12 protein-coding genes and 1 pseudogene are annotated in these 15,577 nt (G+C 73.7%); 4 read left to right on the top strand and 9 right to left on the bottom strand.

The window, feature by feature from the left end:
• Positions 1 to 105: 105 nt before the first annotated feature.
• A pseudogene (locus tag ACGFYH_RS11435) lies at positions 106 to 318 on the bottom strand (MFS transporter); the annotation flags it as partial.
• A gap of 411 nt (positions 319 to 729) precedes the next feature.
• Between ACGFYH_RS11435 and ACGFYH_RS11440 the strand changes: the two are divergent.
• The gene (locus ACGFYH_RS11440; RefSeq protein WP_393802904.1) at positions 730 to 3,120 is read left to right on the top strand and encodes a phosphoketolase; all 2,391 of its coding nucleotides are present in this window, start codon (positions 730 to 732) and stop codon (positions 3,118 to 3,120) included.
• Positions 3,117 to 5,492 carry a glycoside hydrolase family 65 protein gene (locus ACGFYH_RS11445; RefSeq protein ID WP_393802905.1) on the top strand — a complete coding sequence of 792 codons (2,376 nt, stop codon included), beginning with the start codon at positions 3,117 to 3,119 and terminating at the stop codon, positions 5,490 to 5,492. The genes ACGFYH_RS11440 and ACGFYH_RS11445 overlap by 4 nt, the downstream gene beginning before the upstream one ends.
• Positions 5,493 to 5,504: 12 nt before the next feature.
• Here the strand turns inward: ACGFYH_RS11445 and ACGFYH_RS11450 are convergent, their stop codons facing one another.
• From ACGFYH_RS11450 to ACGFYH_RS11480, 7 genes are all read right to left on the bottom strand, one after another.
• Entirely contained in the window at positions 5,505 to 5,963 is a 459-nt protein-coding gene (locus tag ACGFYH_RS11450; protein ID WP_393802906.1) for a hypothetical protein, read from the bottom strand.
• Between the two features lie 302 nt (positions 5,964 to 6,265).
• Positions 6,266 to 7,129 carry a DMT family transporter gene (locus ACGFYH_RS11455; protein ID WP_393802907.1) on the bottom strand — a complete coding sequence of 288 codons (864 nt, stop codon included), beginning with the start codon at positions 7,127 to 7,129 and terminating at the stop codon, positions 6,266 to 6,268.
• Between the two features lie 64 nt (positions 7,130 to 7,193).
• On the bottom strand, positions 7,194 to 8,018 hold the full coding sequence (locus tag ACGFYH_RS11460) for a hypothetical protein (RefSeq protein WP_393802908.1): 825 nt from the start codon (positions 8,016 to 8,018) through the stop codon (positions 7,194 to 7,196).
• Between the two features lie 155 nt (positions 8,019 to 8,173).
• Positions 8,174 to 8,518 (bottom strand): SCO0607 family lipoprotein, encoded by a 345-nt coding sequence (locus ACGFYH_RS11465; protein ID WP_393802909.1) that lies wholly within the window; start codon positions 8,516 to 8,518, stop codon positions 8,174 to 8,176.
• 72 nt (positions 8,519 to 8,590) lie between these two features.
• Positions 8,591 to 9,571, bottom strand: coding sequence for a hypothetical protein (locus ACGFYH_RS11470; RefSeq protein ID WP_393802910.1), 981 nt, complete (start codon positions 9,569 to 9,571; stop codon positions 8,591 to 8,593).
• A 36-nt stretch (positions 9,572 to 9,607) separates the two neighbouring features.
• Positions 9,608 to 10,174 (bottom strand): DUF488 family protein, encoded by a 567-nt coding sequence (locus tag ACGFYH_RS11475; protein WP_393802911.1) that lies wholly within the window; start codon positions 10,172 to 10,174, stop codon positions 9,608 to 9,610.
• A 113-nt stretch (positions 10,175 to 10,287) separates the two neighbouring features.
• Positions 10,288 to 11,226: a GlxA family transcriptional regulator gene (locus tag ACGFYH_RS11480; protein ID WP_393802912.1), complete on the bottom strand. Its 939-nt coding sequence runs from the start codon at positions 11,224 to 11,226 to the stop codon at positions 10,288 to 10,290.
• 246 nt (positions 11,227 to 11,472) lie between these two features.
• On the opposite strand from ACGFYH_RS11480, the gene ACGFYH_RS11485 reads away from it, so the two are divergent.
• Positions 11,473 to 12,648, top strand: coding sequence for a GDSL-type esterase/lipase family protein (locus ACGFYH_RS11485; protein ID WP_393802913.1), 1,176 nt, complete (start codon positions 11,473 to 11,475; stop codon positions 12,646 to 12,648).
• 389 nt (positions 12,649 to 13,037) lie between these two features.
• Here the strand turns inward: ACGFYH_RS11485 and ACGFYH_RS11490 are convergent, their stop codons facing one another.
• The gene (locus ACGFYH_RS11490; protein ID WP_393802914.1) at positions 13,038 to 14,159 is read right to left on the bottom strand and encodes a lipid II:glycine glycyltransferase FemX; all 1,122 of its coding nucleotides are present in this window, start codon (positions 14,157 to 14,159) and stop codon (positions 13,038 to 13,040) included.
• A gap of 268 nt (positions 14,160 to 14,427) precedes the next feature.
• On the opposite strand from ACGFYH_RS11490, the gene ACGFYH_RS11495 reads away from it, so the two are divergent.
• Positions 14,428 to 15,576 (top strand): Ku protein, encoded by a 1,149-nt coding sequence (locus tag ACGFYH_RS11495; RefSeq protein ID WP_393802915.1) that lies wholly within the window; start codon positions 14,428 to 14,430, stop codon positions 15,574 to 15,576.
• Position 15,577 lies beyond the last annotated feature (1 nt).

The following is a 15,577-nucleotide window of genomic DNA, read 5'->3' on the forward strand; positions in this document are numbered from 1 at the left end:
GTTTCGCGGGGCCCCGCGGCTGCCCCCCGCCCCCCCCCCGCACCGCCCCGGGGGGCCGCCGGCCCGGTGGCGGCGGGGCGGCCCCGCTGTCGTGTCCGGGGGCGGAGGGATGACCGGTCCGGGGGTCCGGGCCCCGGCGAACACCGCCGCGACCAGCGGCGGTACGCCGCCGCCCGTGAGGGCACCGGTCTGCCAGGACGCCCGGTCGAACCCGTTGCCGGCCGGCGACACCCGGATGAGCGGCGCGCAGACACCGGCGACGATCAGGAAGGCGCCCAGCCGGTCGGTGCGCACCTGGCGCTTCACGGCGGGCAGGCGCGTGGGGCCGCCGGGCCGACGCCGCGGCCATGCCGCTGGTGTCGGCCACTCAGGAGGAGACCGGCCCCCGCGCCGGACGTCACGCTGTCGTGGATCCACGGCACCACCGCCCTGGACCCTTGCCGCCCGGGACGTACAACGCCCGCGTGTGGCACCGAAGTCGGGGTATACGTGCACCGGCACGGTCGACATCGGGGTCGGCGCCGGTGACGGCCGTGCTGCCCCGCCGCGCAACCCCGCCGGCGCCCCACGGCACCCGGCGTCGGCCGCGGCCCCAGGGCCGGCGCGGAAGCCGGAGTGACCCGAACGGCCCTCTCGGATACCCGCCCGGCCAGGGCAGGGTTGGGATGTGCATGGGCACCCCCGTGCCCGCTCGCCCCGATCGGCCGTCCCGACACGGAAGGACCAGCGATGTCCGTCGACACGCAGCAGGCGCCCCCCGGGCTCACCGACGACGAGCTCGTCGGCCTGGACGCACACTGGCGCGCCGCGAACTACCTCTCCGTCGGCCAGATCTATCTCATGGCCAACCCCCTGCTGGCCGAACCCCTGCGCCCCGAGCACGTCAAGCCGCGCCTGCTCGGTCACTGGGGCACCTCACCCGGCCTCAACCTGGTCCACACCCACCTCAACCGGGTGATCAAGGCGCGCGACCTCGACGCCCTGTGCGTATGGGGCCCCGGGCACGGCGGGCCCGCCGTACTGGCCAACGCGTGGCTGGAGGGCTCGTACACCGAGACCTATCCGGACATCACCCGGGACGCGGCCGGTATGGCCCGGCTGTTCAAACAGTTCTCGTTCCCCGGCGGCGTACCGAGCCACGTCGCGCCCGAGACACCGGGCTCGATCCACGAGGGCGGCGAGCTGGGCTACGCGCTCTCGCACGCCTACGGTGCCGCCTTCGACCACCCCGGCCTGGTGGTCGCCTGCGTGATCGGCGACGGCGAGGCGGAGACGGGCCCGCTGGCGACGTCCTGGCACTCCAACAAGTTCCTCGACCCGGTGCACGACGGCGCAGTCCTGCCGATCCTGCACCTCAACGGATACAAGATCGCCAACCCGACGGTGCTCGCCCGCCTCCCCGAGTCCGAACTCGACGAACTCCTGCGCGGCTACGGCCACGACCCGCTCCACGTCACCGGCGACGAACCGGCCGCCGTCCACCGCGCCATGGCCCACGCCATGGACGCCGCCCTGGACCGCATCGCCGCGATCCGGCGGGCCGCCCGCGAGGAGGGTGCCACCGGCCGCCCCCGCTGGCCGGTGATCGTCCTGCGCACCCCGAAGGGCTGGACCGGCCCCGCCGAGGTGGACGGACTGCCCGTCGAGAACACCTGGCGCGCCCACCAGGTCCCCCTGCCCGCCGTACGGACCAATCCGGAACACCTCGCGCAACTGGAGCAGTGGCTGCGCTCCTATCGGCCCGAGGAACTGTTCGACGACGCCGGAGCACCACGCCCCGCCGTCCTCGCCGCCGTCCCAGGCGGCGCGCGCCGCCTGGGCGCCACCCCCTTCGCCAACGGCGGTCTGCTCCTGCGCGAGCTGCCCATGCCCCCGCTGGAGAAGTACGCCGTGCCCGTCGACCGTCCCGGCGGGAGCACGCACGAGCCCACCCGGGTCCTCGGCGAGCTGCTCCGGGACGTCATGGAGGCCACCTCCGACCGGCGCGACTTCCGGCTCGTCGGCCCCGACGAGACCGCCTCCAACCGCCTCCAGGCCGTCTACGCCGCAAGCGGCAAGGCCTGGCAGGAACGGACGCTGCCCGTCGACGAGGACCTGGACCGGCACGGCCGCGTGATGGAGATCCTGTCCGAACACACCTGCCAGGGCTGGCTGGAGGGCTACCTCCTCACCGGCCGGCACGGACTGTTCTCCTGCTACGAGGCCTTCGTCCACATCGTCGACTCGATGGTCAACCAGCACGTCAAATGGCTGCGCGTCACCCGCCGCCTGCCCTGGCGCGCCCCCATCGCCTCCCTCAACTACCTGCTCACCTCCCATGTGTGGCGCCAGGACCACAACGGCTTCTCCCACCAGGATCCCGGCTTCGTCGACCACATCATCAACAAGAGCCCCGAGGCCGTCCGCGTCTACCTGCCACCGGACGCCAACACCCTGCTCTCGGTGGCCGACCACGCCCTGCGCAGCCGCGACTACGTCAACGTGATCGTCGCCGGCAAGCAGCCCTGCTTCGACTGGCTGTCCATGGACCAGGCCCGGGCGCACTGCGCGCGCGGCGCCGGCGTCTGGGACTGGGCCGGCACCGAGGACGGCAGCCGCGAACCCGACGTGGTGCTCGCCTGCGCGGGCGACGTCCCGACCCAGGAGGTGCTGGCCGCCGCCCAGCTCGTGCGCCGCCATCTGCCCGGCCTCGCCGTGCGCGTGGTGAACGTGGTGGACATCGCCCGCCTGCTGCCCAGCGGCGAACACCCGCACGGCATGAGCGACTTCGAGTACGACGGCCTGTTCACGGCCGACAAGCCGGTGATCTTCGCGTACCACGGATATCCCTGGCTGATCCACCGGCTCGCCTACCGCCGCACCGGCCACGCGCACCTGCACGTACGCGGCTACAAGGAGATCGGGACCACCACCACACCGTTCGACATGGTGGTCGGCAACGACATGGACCGCTACCGCCTCGTCATGGACGTCATCGACCGGGTGCCCGGCCTCGCCGTGCGCGCGGCGGCCGTACGGCAGCGGATGGAGGACGCCCGCCTGCGGCACCACGACTGGATCCGTGAACACGGCGTGGACCTGCCCGAGGTCGTCGACTGGACCTGGGAGGGGCCGCGGTGACCGCGACCCCGTCGACCTGGGACTACGACCACTACGACGCCGCCGGGGAGCGGCTGCGCGAGTCCCTGTGCACCCTCGGCAACGGCTACTTCGCCACCCGCGGCGCACTGCCCGAGTGCGCGGCGGACGGCACGCACTACCCGGGCACCTACGTGGCAGGGTGCTACAACCGCCTCACCTCCACCGTCGCCGGGCGCGAGGTGGAGAACGAGGACATGGTCAACCTCCCCAACTGGCTGCCGCTGCGCTTCAGGCCGGCCGGAGGGGACTGGCTCACGCCGGACACCGCCGAGGTGCTCGACCACCGCCAGACCGTGCACCTGGACTCGGGCGTCCTGGAACGGCTCACCCGCTTCGGGCTCGGCGGGCAACGCGTGCTGTCCGTGCGCCAGCTGCGCCTGGTGCACATGGCCGATTCCCACCTCGCGGCCCTGCGCACGGAGTTCACCGTCGAGGGCGGCCCGGTCGACCTGGAGGTGGAGGCCGCACTCGACGGGGGCGTCACCAACTCCGGGGTGCCGCGCTACCGGGACCTCGACGGCCACCACCTCACGCACGTGCACACCGGAAGCTCCGACGACGACACCGTGTGGCTGCGCTGCCGCACCCGCACCTCGGACATCCGGATCGGCATGGCCGCCCGCGCCACCGCCGACGCACCGGTCACCGCGGCGCGCGAGCACCTGTGCGTCACCCAGCGCACCGCCCTGCGCGCCGAGCCGGGCCGCACCGCCCGCGTCGACAAGGTCGTCGCCCTGCACACCTCACGCGACCCGGCGATCAGCGACCCGCTCCGGGCCGCCGTCGACCGGGTGGCCGAAGCCCCCGGATTCGACGGCCTGCTGGTGACCCACCGCACCGCCTGGGGCCAGTTGTGGCGCCGGGCCGAACTGGAGGTCCCCGGCGAGGCCGGCAGCATCCTGCGCCTGCACCTCTTCCACGTGCTCCAGACCCTCTCCCCGCACACCGCCGACCTCGACGTGGGCGTACCCGCGCGCGGACTGCACGGGGAGGCCTACCGCGGCCACGTCTTCTGGGACGAGCTGTTCGTCCTGCCGTACCTGAACCTGCACTTCCCCGAGGTGTCCCGCGCCCTGCTCCACTACCGGCACCGCCGCCTGGAGCGGGCCCGCTCAGCGGCCCGCGCGACCGGCAGGCGCGGGGCGCTCTACCCCTGGCAGAGCGGCAGCGACGGCCGCGAGGAGACCCAGCGGCTGCACCTGAACCCGCGCTCGGGCCGCTGGCTCCCCGACCACTCGCACCTCCAGCACCACGTCGGCTCGGCCATCGCGTACAACGTGTGGCAGTACTGCGAGGCCAGCGGCGACACCGAATTCCTGCACAGCAAGGGCGCCGAGATGCTGCTGCAGATCGCGCGCTTCTGGGCCGACTCCGCCGCCTGGGACGAGCAGAGGGGCCGGCACCGCGTCCGGGGCGTCGTCGGCCCCGACGAGTACCACGACGCCTACCCCGGCGCCGACCGACCGGGCCTCGACGACAACGCCTACACCAACGTCACCGCCGCATGGGTTCTGTCCCGCACCCTGGACGTCCTCGACGAGCTGCCCGAACCCCGTCGCCGCGAACTCGTCGAACGCACCGCGCTGGACGACGCGGAACTGGAACAGTGGGACAGTGTCTCCCGCACCCTCCACGTCCCCTTCCACGAGGGTGTCGTCAGCCAGTTCGAGGGGTACGGCGAACTCGCCGAACTCGACTGGGCGGGCTATCGCGAGCGGTACGGCGACATCCGGCGCCTCGACCGTGTCCTGGAGGCCGAGGACGACAGCGTCAACAACTACCGGGCGTCCAAACAGGCCGACGTCCTCATGCTGGGCTACCTGTTCTCCCCGGCCGAACTCCGCTCCCTCTTCGGACGCTTGGGGTACCGCCTCGACGAGCGGACCTGGCAGCGCACCGTCGACCACTACCTGGCCCGCACCAGCCACGGGTCCACCCTCAGCGGACTCGTCCACGGCTGGATCCTGGCCCGCGCCCGCCGGGCCGAGGCCTGGACGTACGTCCAGGAGGCGCTCAAGGGCGACGTCGCCGACCTCCAGGGCGGCACCACCGGCGAGGGCATCCACCTCGGCGCCATGGCGGGCACCCTCGACCTCGTCCAGCGCGGTCTGACCGGCCTGGAGACCCGAGCGGGCGCCCTGTGGCTGGACCCGGTGCCGCTGCCGGAACTGTCGTCGTACGGGTTCTCCGTCCGCTACCGGGGCCACTGGGGCGTGCGGTGCCGGCTGGAGCACGGCCGGCTGGAGATCGCCGTGCCCGCGACCGGCCCGCTGCCGATCGATGTCCGGCTGCCCGGCCGCGAGGTGCGTCTGCGGCCGGGCGACACCTGCCGGCTGGCGCTCCCGGGCTGACGGCCGGGCCCGTCAGCCCGCCAGGGGATACGTCACCGTACGGGGAGACCCGTCCGGCCTCCCGTCGGTGTAGGTGAGGGTTACCCGGGTGTAGTGCACCTCGCCCGGGTTCTGCTCCCCGGCCCGCGGCCGGTCGAGCCGGACGGTCACGGGATACGAGTGGAAGGCACCCGCGGCGCAGTACGGGTCGCAGTCGTTGACGGCGTTGGTGCCCCGGCCCACCGCGGCGTTCGCGTCCCAGCGGTACCAGTGCAGCGACACGAGGCGGCTGTTGCCGTCCCCGCAGGCGAGCACGTACGCCCCGGGCCGCACCTGTGGCTGCCCCGAGCAGTCGACCAGTACCGGGTCCTGCGTCTGCCGGGCCTGCGCCGCGGGCTGCGCCGGCGGTGCGGCGAAGGCCGTACTTAGGGGTAGTGCCAGCGCGGCGGCGGCACAGAGCGTGACCGCTGCCCTCATCGGGTTCCTGCCCATGTCTGCTCCCGGCCGTCTCGGGGTCGCTCGGCTCCGCTTCCCGTTTCCCCGTACCGACCGTACGACCGCGTCCGCGAACGCACCACTCGTACGGAGCAGTGGCCGGGCACCGGGGGCCCGGCCCGCGCGGCACCGCGTCCACCCGGTTCGTCCGGCAGGACGCCGGCTGCCCCCGCGGTGTGGTCCGCGTGGCGGCCCGCAAGCGCCGTCGCCGCCCCGGAGCCTCGTCCCGTCGGGCAGGGCGACCCCTCCAGTGGAGGATCCCGGTACGCGCACGACAACCGCCCCGGCGCACCGGACGCTCACTGCCCGGTGCGCAGGTCCACGCCGCGCCGGGCCAGGTTGAGGACCCCCACGACGATCAGCGCCACCCCGAGCAACTGCGGCACCACCCACCAGTCGCCGCGTACGTCCTCGCGGTACAGGACCACGCCGAGCAGGAGGCTCACCGCCGCGTCGCCGAGCGTGAGGGCGGGCTGGGAGGCGACGAGCGGACCGCCCTGCATGGCGTGCTCCAGCAGCAGCACGGCACACACACCCGCCACGGCGAAGCCGTAGGTCTGCCAGGCGGTCAGGAAACCGACCACGCCGTCGGCCCCCAGGACACGCATGGAGTCCTTCATCAGCCCGGCCGTCAGCGCGTAGCACACCGCCGTGGCCGCGCCGAGGCAACCGGCGCGGGCCTTGCCGACGGGGCGCCTCAGTCCCGCCGCGGCCAGCAGCACGGCCGCCCCGGCACAGGCCGCCAGCGCCGGCACCCAGCGGTCCAGGGGCACGTCGGCCTCGCCTCCGTCCGGAGCGGCCGAGGCCAGTGCGATACCGAGCCCCACGACCACTCCGCCCACGGCGAGCCACATGACCTCCGGCAGCCGGTTACCGGTCAGCAGCGAGGCCAGCAGCAGGGCCAGCGGAAGTTCCAGTACGAACAGGGGCTGTACGAGTGACAGCGGCCCCGTCGCCAGAGCCACGGCCTGCCCCACACCGGCCACCACGACGGCCAGCATGCCGCCGAGCCACACGGGTCGCCGCAACAGGTCGAGGACGAGTCCCGGGCGGAAGCCCTGGGACTGCGGAACGCTCAGCGCGGCACGCCGTTGGAGCACGGTGGCCAGCGCGTTGCTGAACGCGGCGAGGAGCGCGAAGAGCACCGGCAGTACAACGACCATCCCCCGATACTCACCCCGTTTCCCCCCGGCCGCGCGCCGCGTCACGCCCGGAGTGGCGGCGTGCTCAGCCGCCGCTGCGCGCGGACGGAGCCTCGGCCGCGGAGTCCTGCTTCTGCTGGGGCGCGGGGGCGTCGGTGGTGGTGGTGTAGAAGACCGAGGTGCCCTGCTTGGTGCGCTGGGCCTGGTTCTTGGCGACGAGTCCCTCGAGGGTGGTGCGCACGACCGTGGTCTTGACGGAGCGTGCGGAATGGGCCTCGCCCAGCGCCGTCGCGACTTCGGCGGCGGAGCGCGGCTCGCTCTGCGCGGCGAGGTGGTCGCGCACCAGTTCCACCAGGGTGGGCTGGGCGGCGGCGGGCGCCTTCTTCGCCGCGGCCTTGCCGGCGGCGGCCCCGCCGACCGACTTGCCGGCCGTCGGGGCGTCCGCCTTCACCCCGGTCTTCGAGACCTTCTTCGTGCCCGCCCCGGTGGCCGTCGTGGTGGACGACCCGGTGGCCTTCTTGGCCGTCGGCTTCGCGGCCGGCCTGGCCCCCGGCTTCGGGGCGGCGGCGCGCTTGGAGGCGGTGGTGGTCTTCCGGCTCCGCGTCCGCCTGTCCGTGGCCTCCTGCGGGGCGGCACTGTCACGCGGCGCGGGCACGGTGGCCGACTCGGCCGCCGGGGCGCCCGTCGGCGCGGTGGCGGGGTGGGACGGCGGCGAGGTGATGCCGAGTGCCTGCTGCATGTTCACCAGCAGGGCGTGGTCGTGCTGCAACGCCGCCAGTTGCTGCTGGAGGGCCGTGATCTCCGCGCTGACACGTTCCTGCTCCTTGACGTTGCGCTCCAGGTCGTCGGTCACCTGGACGCTGTACTGCGACGCCAGTTCGGTGGCGGACTGCATCGTGCTCTCGGACATGTGCTGACTCTCCTCGATTCGCGGCCGTGAAGGCTGACGGACAGCCCCAGTTGTTGCCCTGTTCGCTGCCGAGCCGGTATACCACGTATGGCCGCCGCCGTGGTATGTGCCGCCGCAACCCCGTGCGTGTGTTCGGAGAGCGGGGAACAGGATGGTCACCCGCCCTCGGGCACCTCCACGATCCTCCCGTCCTCGTCGACGGTGTGTGTCTGCCAGTAGGTGTCCCACTCGTCACCGACGTGCTCCGGGACCTTGCCCTCGGGGTAGCGGGTGTAACCCCGGGGCGGCTCCTCGCCGTTGGGCACACACGCGCTGCCGGTGCCACCGACCGTCATGACCGGGTACTCGCCACCGCCGCAGCTGGCCTCCTCCACGGAACAGCCGGTGAGGACCGCCGCGGCGGCGACACAGGACAGGACGAGACCGCGGACGGACCGCGCTCGTGCGGTGCGGACGGCACGGACGGCCGACGGTCGGTGAACTGGCTCGGCAGTATGCACGGTTGGCTCCTCGCGGGTGGCTGGTACGGCAAGCGTCCCCCGGCGGGCGAGGCATCTCATGAGTACGGGTACTCAACCGGACGGGCCGTACCGCCTGACACGGGTGGCCAGACGGTCCACCCGACGCGCGCTCGACCGTGCCTCCCGCTCGGCCCCGGCCACCGCGTCCGCGGCCGTACGGCCGCGCTGCTCGGCCTCCCGCCGTCCCCGTTCGGCCCGGTCGAGGTCCTCGCGTGCTTCGCGCAGCCGCTCCTCGGCGGCGGTCACCGTCTCGCGGGCCCGGGCGAGTTCGTCGCCGGTGCGCCGGAGCGACTCCTCCGCGTCCGCCTGGTCCGCGCGTGCGTCCCGCAGCCGGCGCTCGGCATGTCCGGCCTCCCGCTCGGCCCGCGCGAGTTCCTCCTGCCGTGCGCGGCGCCGCTCGGCGAGTTCGTCCTTCGCCCGGCCGCCGGACACGGTGCGGGACGACTTCGGGCGTGCTGCCGGCTCGGCGGGCTCGGGTCCGGCCTCGGCGGGTCCGGCCGGGGCGGTGCCCGAGGGGAAGGCCGACGGCGGGGTGAGGGAGACCTCCAGGCGACCCCCGGCCCACCGGTCGGCGGCGTCCGGGTCCGCGAGGACCGCGCGCAGGGTCGACTCGACCTCCCGCTGGGCCGCCTGGGAGAGCCGGTGCCCGGCCTCGCCCGCGAGCCGCGCGGCCTGCCCGGACAGGGCGGAGACGATGCGCCGGCGCTGCGCCGAGAGCTCCCGCAGCCCGGCCGCGTCCAGGGTGCGGTGCGCCTCGCGCAGTGCCCGCCCGAGCTCCAGGAACCGTTGGGCCTCCTCCGGCCGGCCACGCGTGAGCAGGTTCGCCGCCCAGGCCGCGAGCGTGGGCCGGCGGGCGGCGTGGATACGACGGGCGTCCTCCTTGCGTCCGGCCGTTCTGGCGGCCGCGGCGCGTTCCTCACGGAGGAGCACGAAGCCGGAAGGCGGCGTGGTGTACAGCTCGTCCAGCACCCGCTCGACCGCTCCCGTGTCCTGGCCGTCCGGCTCCCGGCGACGCCCGCCCTCTCGCTGCATGGACCTCCGCCTCCGCCTCTGTCCCGGCCTCGACCGCTACGAACGCCCCGGCGCGGCCGGCTTCGCCGCCGCCTCCTCGTCGTCGTAGACGAGCAGGCCGTCCGTCCGCAGCCGGGCGCCCGGGGTGGGGGAGTGGGCCGTCAGCCGGCCGTCGTGCATGAGGTGGTCCGCGGGGGTGTCTCGGGCCAGCACGGCGAAGTCCGCGATGAGGCGTCGGTGGCACCGCCACCACACCGCCTCGCTGCACATGACCGCGGTCCGCCCGAGTGCCGCCTGTGCCAGCAGCTCGTCCATGGCGGTGACGAACTCCGGCGAGCGGGTGTGTCCGGCGTACGCCCGGAAGGACGCGTTGCGCCAGACGACGTCGGGCGAGTCCGGTACCGGCTTGCGGAACCCGCCCAGCCGCCGCTCCCACCGGTAGGTGAGCCCCTCCTCGGACATCCACCCGGCCAGCCGGTCCCGCAGCAGGACGGGGTCGCGGCGGCTGCCGGGGGCGGTCCTGACGTCGACCACGCGGGTGACACCGGCACCGTGCAGCAGTCCGGCCAGCTCCGCGCGGCCCGCGGTGCCGTGCCCGAACGTGACCAGACGAGGCTGCGACATGTGGTCGGGGTCCCCTCGCTGCCCGCGTTCATGCCTCCTGTCTACGGTCGGGCAGGCGGCCCCGCGACCCGGACGGGGTGCCCGCCCGGGGCACGGTGCCGGGGCGGCGGTCGTCAGCCGAAGGTGCGCCGGTAGGCGTGGGGGCTGACGCCGGTGGTGCGCTTGAAGCGGTCGCGGAAGGCCGTCGGCGAGCCGAAGCCGACCTGGGCGGCGACGCGTTCCACGGAGTGCTGTGTCGTCTCCAGCAGATGCTGCGCCTGCCGGACGCGGGCCCGGTGGAGCCACTGCAACGGGGTGCTGCCGGTCTGCTCGCGGAAGCGGCGGATCAGTGTCCGCGTGCTCATCCCGGCGTGGGCGGCGATGTCGGCGAGGGCGAGGTCGCGGGCCAGGTTCTCCCGAAGCCACACGAGCAGGGGTTCGAGGGCGGACCCGCGGGGCACGGGTGGGTAGTCGTGGACGACGAACTGGGCCTGGCCGCCTTCCCGTTCGAGGGGCATGACCGACAGCCGGGCGGCGTGTGCGGCGACCGCCGAGCCGTAGTCGCGCCGGATCATGTGCAGGCACAGGTCCAGTCCGGCGGCCGCGCCGGCCGAGGTGAGGATCTGCCCGTTGTCGACGTACAGGACGCCCGGGTCGACCTCGATGTCCGGGTGGGCGTCGGCCAGGGCGTCGGCGGCGATCCAATGGGTGGTGGCCCGCAGACCGTCGAGCAGCCCGGTCGCGGCCAGCGGGAAGGTGCCGGAGCAGATGGAGGCGATCCGGGTCCCCCTCCCGGCGGCCGTGCGCAGCGCGTCGCGGACGGCGGGTGAGGGCGGGTCGGTGGCGGTGGCCGTACCCGGCACGATGATCGTGTCCGCGTCCCGCAGCCCGTCCAGTCCCCAGGGCGCGCGCAGCGTGAACGCGCCGGCGTCGATCTCTGGGCGCTCGGCGCACACGCGGATCTGGTAGCCGGGGCGGCCGTCGGGGAGCCGGCTGCGGGTGAAGACCTCGATCGGGGTGGACAGGTCGAAGGGGATCACCCGGTCCAGCGCGAGAACGGCGACGGTGTGCATGGCCGGAAAATACCTCCTCGCGGGACGGCGGCCCTGGCCCGGGCCGCCGGGAGGCCCATTCAAGCGCAGGTCGGACGGTAGTCGGCGATTGTGGCGGTTTTCCGTTGGATGCTGTCACTCCTGCCATGGGAGGTCGCCACGGCGCCGGCTGTCGTGCAAGGGCATTTGCCTAATCGGATTAGGTAAATGCATAATCGCAGCAGGAAGACATGTGCAGCGAGACACACCACCACCGCCGGAGGCGACATGCGCACCACGGACGACTGGATCAACACGCCTCTCACCGGGGACCTTCTGCGGGGCGCCCTCGACGTGGAACGCACCGGGCACGGTCTGCTGCCCCACCGGCTGCCCGCCCGCGCCCGGGCACAGAACAGCGGCGGACAGCTCGCCATGGCCGAGTCCCAGCCCTCCGGCGTACGCCTGGCCCTGCGCACCCGGGCCACCGCCCTGGAACTGGACACCCTGCCCACCAAACGCCTCTACGTCGGTGCCCCGCCGCGCCCGGACGGCGTGTACGACCTGCTCGTCGACGGCCGTCCGGCGGGCCAAGGCAGTGTCGCGGGCGGCAACACCCTGACCATCGACATGACCACCGGCACGACGGGCGTCGAGCCCGGACCGGTCGGCACCCTCCGGTTCACGGACCTGCCCGAGGGCAGCAAGGACATCGAGATCTGGCTGCCGCACAACGAGACCACCGAACTCGTCGCCCTGCGCACCAACGCCCCCGTCGAACCCGCCCCGGACCGGGGCCGCAGGATCTGGCTGCACCACGGCAGCTCCATCAGCCACGGCTCCGACGCCGCGAGCCCCACCACCACCTGGCCCGCGCTCGCCGCCTCGCTCGGCGGCGTCGAACTGATCAACCTGGGGCTGGCCGGCAGCGCCCTGCTCGACCCGTTCACCGCACGGGCCATGCGCGACACCCCCGCCGACCTGATCAGCGTCAAGATCGGCATCAACGTCGTCAACGCCGATGTCATGCGCCTGCGTGCCTTCGGGCCCGCCGTCCACGGATTCCTCGACACCATCCGTGAGGGCCACCCGGCAGTCCCGCTGCTGGTCGTCTCGCCCATCCTGTGCCCCGTGCACGAGGACACCCCCGGGCCCCTCGCCCCCGACTTCACCGGCCTCGCCGAGGGGCAACTGCGGTTCGTCGCCACGGGCGACCCGGCGGAACGCGCGAGCGGGAAGCTGACCCTGAACGTCATCCGGGACGAGCTGTCCCGGATCGTGGCGCAACGGGCCGCCGACGACGAGAACCTGTACTACCTCGACGGCCGCGAACTCTACGGAGCGGCCGACGCCGCCGACCTGCCGCTGCCCGACGACCTCCACCCGGACGCCGCCACCCACCGCCTCATCGGCGAACGCTTCGCCAGGCTGGCCTTCACCGAACGCGGTGCCTTCAAGGGCTGACCCTCACGTCCCGACGACCACGGCGAAGCGCGGGCGACCTCCCGCCAGAACGCCCTCCCGCCTCCCGCGGTCCTCCTCGGCGCCGCCACGGCCTTCCACGCCGCCGGCATCGTGCCGCGCCGCAACCGGTACGACGGGCCGGGCCCCGCGCACGAGACGCATGACGGCCCCCGCGGTACACCGCGGGCGTCAGTCCGGCGGGCGCGCTCGCCCTGGCCGGCGGCGTGACGGTGCCGGCCCTGAGCGTCGGCACCCTCCGCACGGGGCCGATCGCCAGGCCCCGGTCGGCGTCGACCTGTCCCCGCCGACCGGCACGGCCGTGGCCGCGCCGCTCCACGTGGTCCCGGCGCGCCGCGGAAAGTCCCGGGTGGCGACGTCGTCGGGCCGACTCAGCGCCGCGACAGGTACAGGGCCACTGCCTTGTGCAGCGCCTTGTTCAGCGGGTAGTCCCACTCGCCGAGGTACTCGACGGCCTCTCCGCCCGCCCCGACCTTGAACCGGAGCAGCCCCAGCAGGTGGTTGTCCTCGTCCAGGGTGTCGGTGATGCCGCGGAAGTCGTAGACGGCGGCGCCCAGTTCACGGGCGTCGCACATCATCCGCCACTGCAGGGCGTTGTTGGGCTGCACCTCGCGCCGACGGCTGGTGGACGCGCCGTAGGAGTACCAGACGTGTTCGCCGACCGTCAGCATCGTGGCCGCGGCGAGCACCTCCCCGTCGTGATGGGCGAGGTAGAGGCGCATGCGGTCCGGGTCCTCGGCCGTCAACGCGGTCCACATGCGCTGGAAGTAGGCGAGGGGGCGCGGGACGAACCGGTCCCGTTCCGCGGTCTCGACATACAGCTCGTAGAAGGCGGGCAGGTCCTCCTGACCGCCGCGGACGACCTTGACGCCGGCCTTCTCCGCCTTCTTGATGTTCCGTCGCCACTGCTGGTTGAAGCCCCCCTGGAGTTCCTCCGGCGACCGTCCCGCGAGCGGTACCTGGCACACGTGGCGCGGCTGGCCCGCGGCGAAGCCGTCCTCGCCGCCGGGCTCGGCGCGGCGCCAGCCCATCCGGCGCAGCCGCTCGGCGAGGTGCTCGGCCCCCGGCTCGCGCACCGTGGCCTCCACGTCCCCCAGCCGGTGGGCCCCCGGGTCGGCGATCGCCGCCTTGACCGCGTCGGTACTCCAACGCCGTGCCACCACCGGCGGCCCCATCCGCACCGTGAACGCCCCGCGCTCCCTCAGGTGCGCGAGCATCGGCTCCAGCCACCGCTCCAGATCGGCCGCCGTCCAGTCGATGACCGGACCCTCCGGCAGATAGGCCAGACACCGCTTCACCACCGGCAGCGGCCGCAACAGCACCAGCCCGGCCCCCACCAGCTCACCGCCCCCGTCGAACCAGCCCAGGCTCTCGGCCCGCCAGTCCGGCTTCACGTCACCCCAGGAGGGGACCTGCAGGTGGCTCACGGAGGGCCGGGCCGTGACGAAGCGCAGATGCTCCTCGCGGCTGATCGGCTTCAGGTGACAGCTCATGGGACGTCCCTCTGTTCGGCTTCTCGACGGGGGAGAGACGGCCGAGGCGCAGACGCGGTCGCCGTCCCGCACCTCACAGGGAACAACGGCGGCGGCCGATCCGCGCGCTGTCGGCCGCCGCCCACCCGAGTGCCCCGCCTGGCGCGCGCGGCCGCGGGCCGGGTGCCAGCGTGGCAGGACTGGGCGGAGCGGCAGGACTGAGCGTGCGGAAGAACCCGGGAGTGCGGCGGGACAGGGCGGAGCGGCAGGACGGAGGGAGCGGACGGCCATGGCACGGGCGATCTGGACAGGCGTGATCACCTTCGGGCTGGTCTCGGTGCCCGTCGGTCTGTTCACGGCGACCCAGGACCACACGGTCCACTTCCACCAGTTGCAGCGCGGCACGTCGGACCGGATCCGCAACCGGAGGGTCAACGAGCGCACCGGCGAGGAGGTGGACGCCGGCGACATCGTCAAGGGCTACGAAGCGGGCGACGGCGAGTACGTCGTGGTGCAGCCCGGGGAACTGGACGAGATCGCGCCCGGGCGCTCCCGCACCCTCGAGATCACCGACTTCGTGGACCTGGACCGGATCGAGCCCGTCTACTTCGGCCGCACCTACTACCTCGCCCCGCGCGGCAAGGAGTACCTCAGGGTCTACGAGCTGCTGCGCAGCGCCCTCGCCGAGACCGGCAAGGCAGGCGTCGCCACCTTCGTCATGCGCAACCGCCAGTACCTGACCGCACTGCGCGCCGAGGACCGGGTCCTGGTGCTCCAGACACTCCACTGGGCCGACGAGGTCCGCGACCCGGTCGAGGAGCTTCCGGAACTGCCGTCGGACCGGGCGGGCCGCGGCAAGGAGCTGGACATGGCGCTGCGTCTCGTCGACGCCCTCAGCGCCGACTGGGAGCCCGACCGCTATCACGACACGTACCAGGAGAAGGTCCGCGAACTGGTCCGGGCCAAGGCCGGGGGCGAGGAGGTCGCCGTCGCCGACGAGGCACCCCGGGCCACCAACGTCGTCGACCTGATGGAGGTCCTGTGCGGCAGCCTCGAACAGGCGAAGGGCAGGAGCGGCAAGCGGACGCCCCCGGAAACCGGGAGCACCGACGACAAGGAGACGGCGTCCGGGCCGGCGAGTCCCGGGCGCAAGCGGACCGCGTCGGGGCCCGCGAGTCCCGGCCGCGGGCAGCCGACGGCCAAGTCCGCGGGCGCCGACGGCAAACGGTCCTCCGCGGCGGCGCCGCGCAAGAAGGCCAACGCTCCCTCCCGCCGGACACCGCCGACGCGGGAGGAACTGCGGGAGCTGAGCAAGGCCGAGCTCTACCAGCGCGCCACCGAGCAGGACATCGCCGGCCGGTCGAAGATGAGCCGCGAACAGCTCGTCGACGCGCTCAGCGGTGCCCGCGGCCGCCGGAGGAAGACGACCGCGGCCTGAG

The sequence above is a fragment of the Streptomyces sp. NPDC048392 genome (assembly GCF_043200575.1).
Classification (GTDB): domain Bacteria; phylum Actinomycetota; class Actinomycetes; order Streptomycetales; family Streptomycetaceae; genus Streptomyces.

Excerpts from the sequence above, each read along its gene's own strand:
- ACGFYH_RS11460 (WP_393802908.1), bottom strand. The coding sequence starts at position 8,018 with ATGTCCGAGAGCACGATGCAGTCCGCCACCGAACTGGCGTCGCAGTAC.
- ACGFYH_RS11475 (WP_393802911.1), bottom strand. The coding sequence starts at position 10,174 with ATGTCGCAGCCTCGTCTGGTCACGTTCGGGCACGGCACCGCGGGCCGC.
- ACGFYH_RS11490 (WP_393802914.1), bottom strand. The coding sequence starts at position 14,159 with ATGAGCTGTCACCTGAAGCCGATCAGCCGCGAGGAGCATCTGCGCTTC.
- ACGFYH_RS11480 (WP_393802912.1), bottom strand. The coding sequence starts at position 11,226 with ATGCACACCGTCGCCGTTCTCGCGCTGGACCGGGTGATCCCCTTCGAC.
- ACGFYH_RS11485 (WP_393802913.1), top strand. The coding sequence starts at position 11,473 with ATGCGCACCACGGACGACTGGATCAACACGCCTCTCACCGGGGACCTT.
- ACGFYH_RS11470 (WP_393802910.1), bottom strand. The coding sequence starts at position 9,571 with ATGCAGCGAGAGGGCGGGCGTCGCCGGGAGCCGGACGGCCAGGACACG.
- ACGFYH_RS11495 (WP_393802915.1), top strand. The coding sequence starts at position 14,428 with ATGGCACGGGCGATCTGGACAGGCGTGATCACCTTCGGGCTGGTCTCG.
- ACGFYH_RS11440 (WP_393802904.1), top strand. The coding sequence starts at position 730 with ATGTCCGTCGACACGCAGCAGGCGCCCCCCGGGCTCACCGACGACGAG.
- ACGFYH_RS11455 (WP_393802907.1), bottom strand. The coding sequence starts at position 7,129 with ATGGTCGTTGTACTGCCGGTGCTCTTCGCGCTCCTCGCCGCGTTCAGC.
- ACGFYH_RS11450 (WP_393802906.1), bottom strand. The coding sequence starts at position 5,963 with ATGGGCAGGAACCCGATGAGGGCAGCGGTCACGCTCTGTGCCGCCGCC.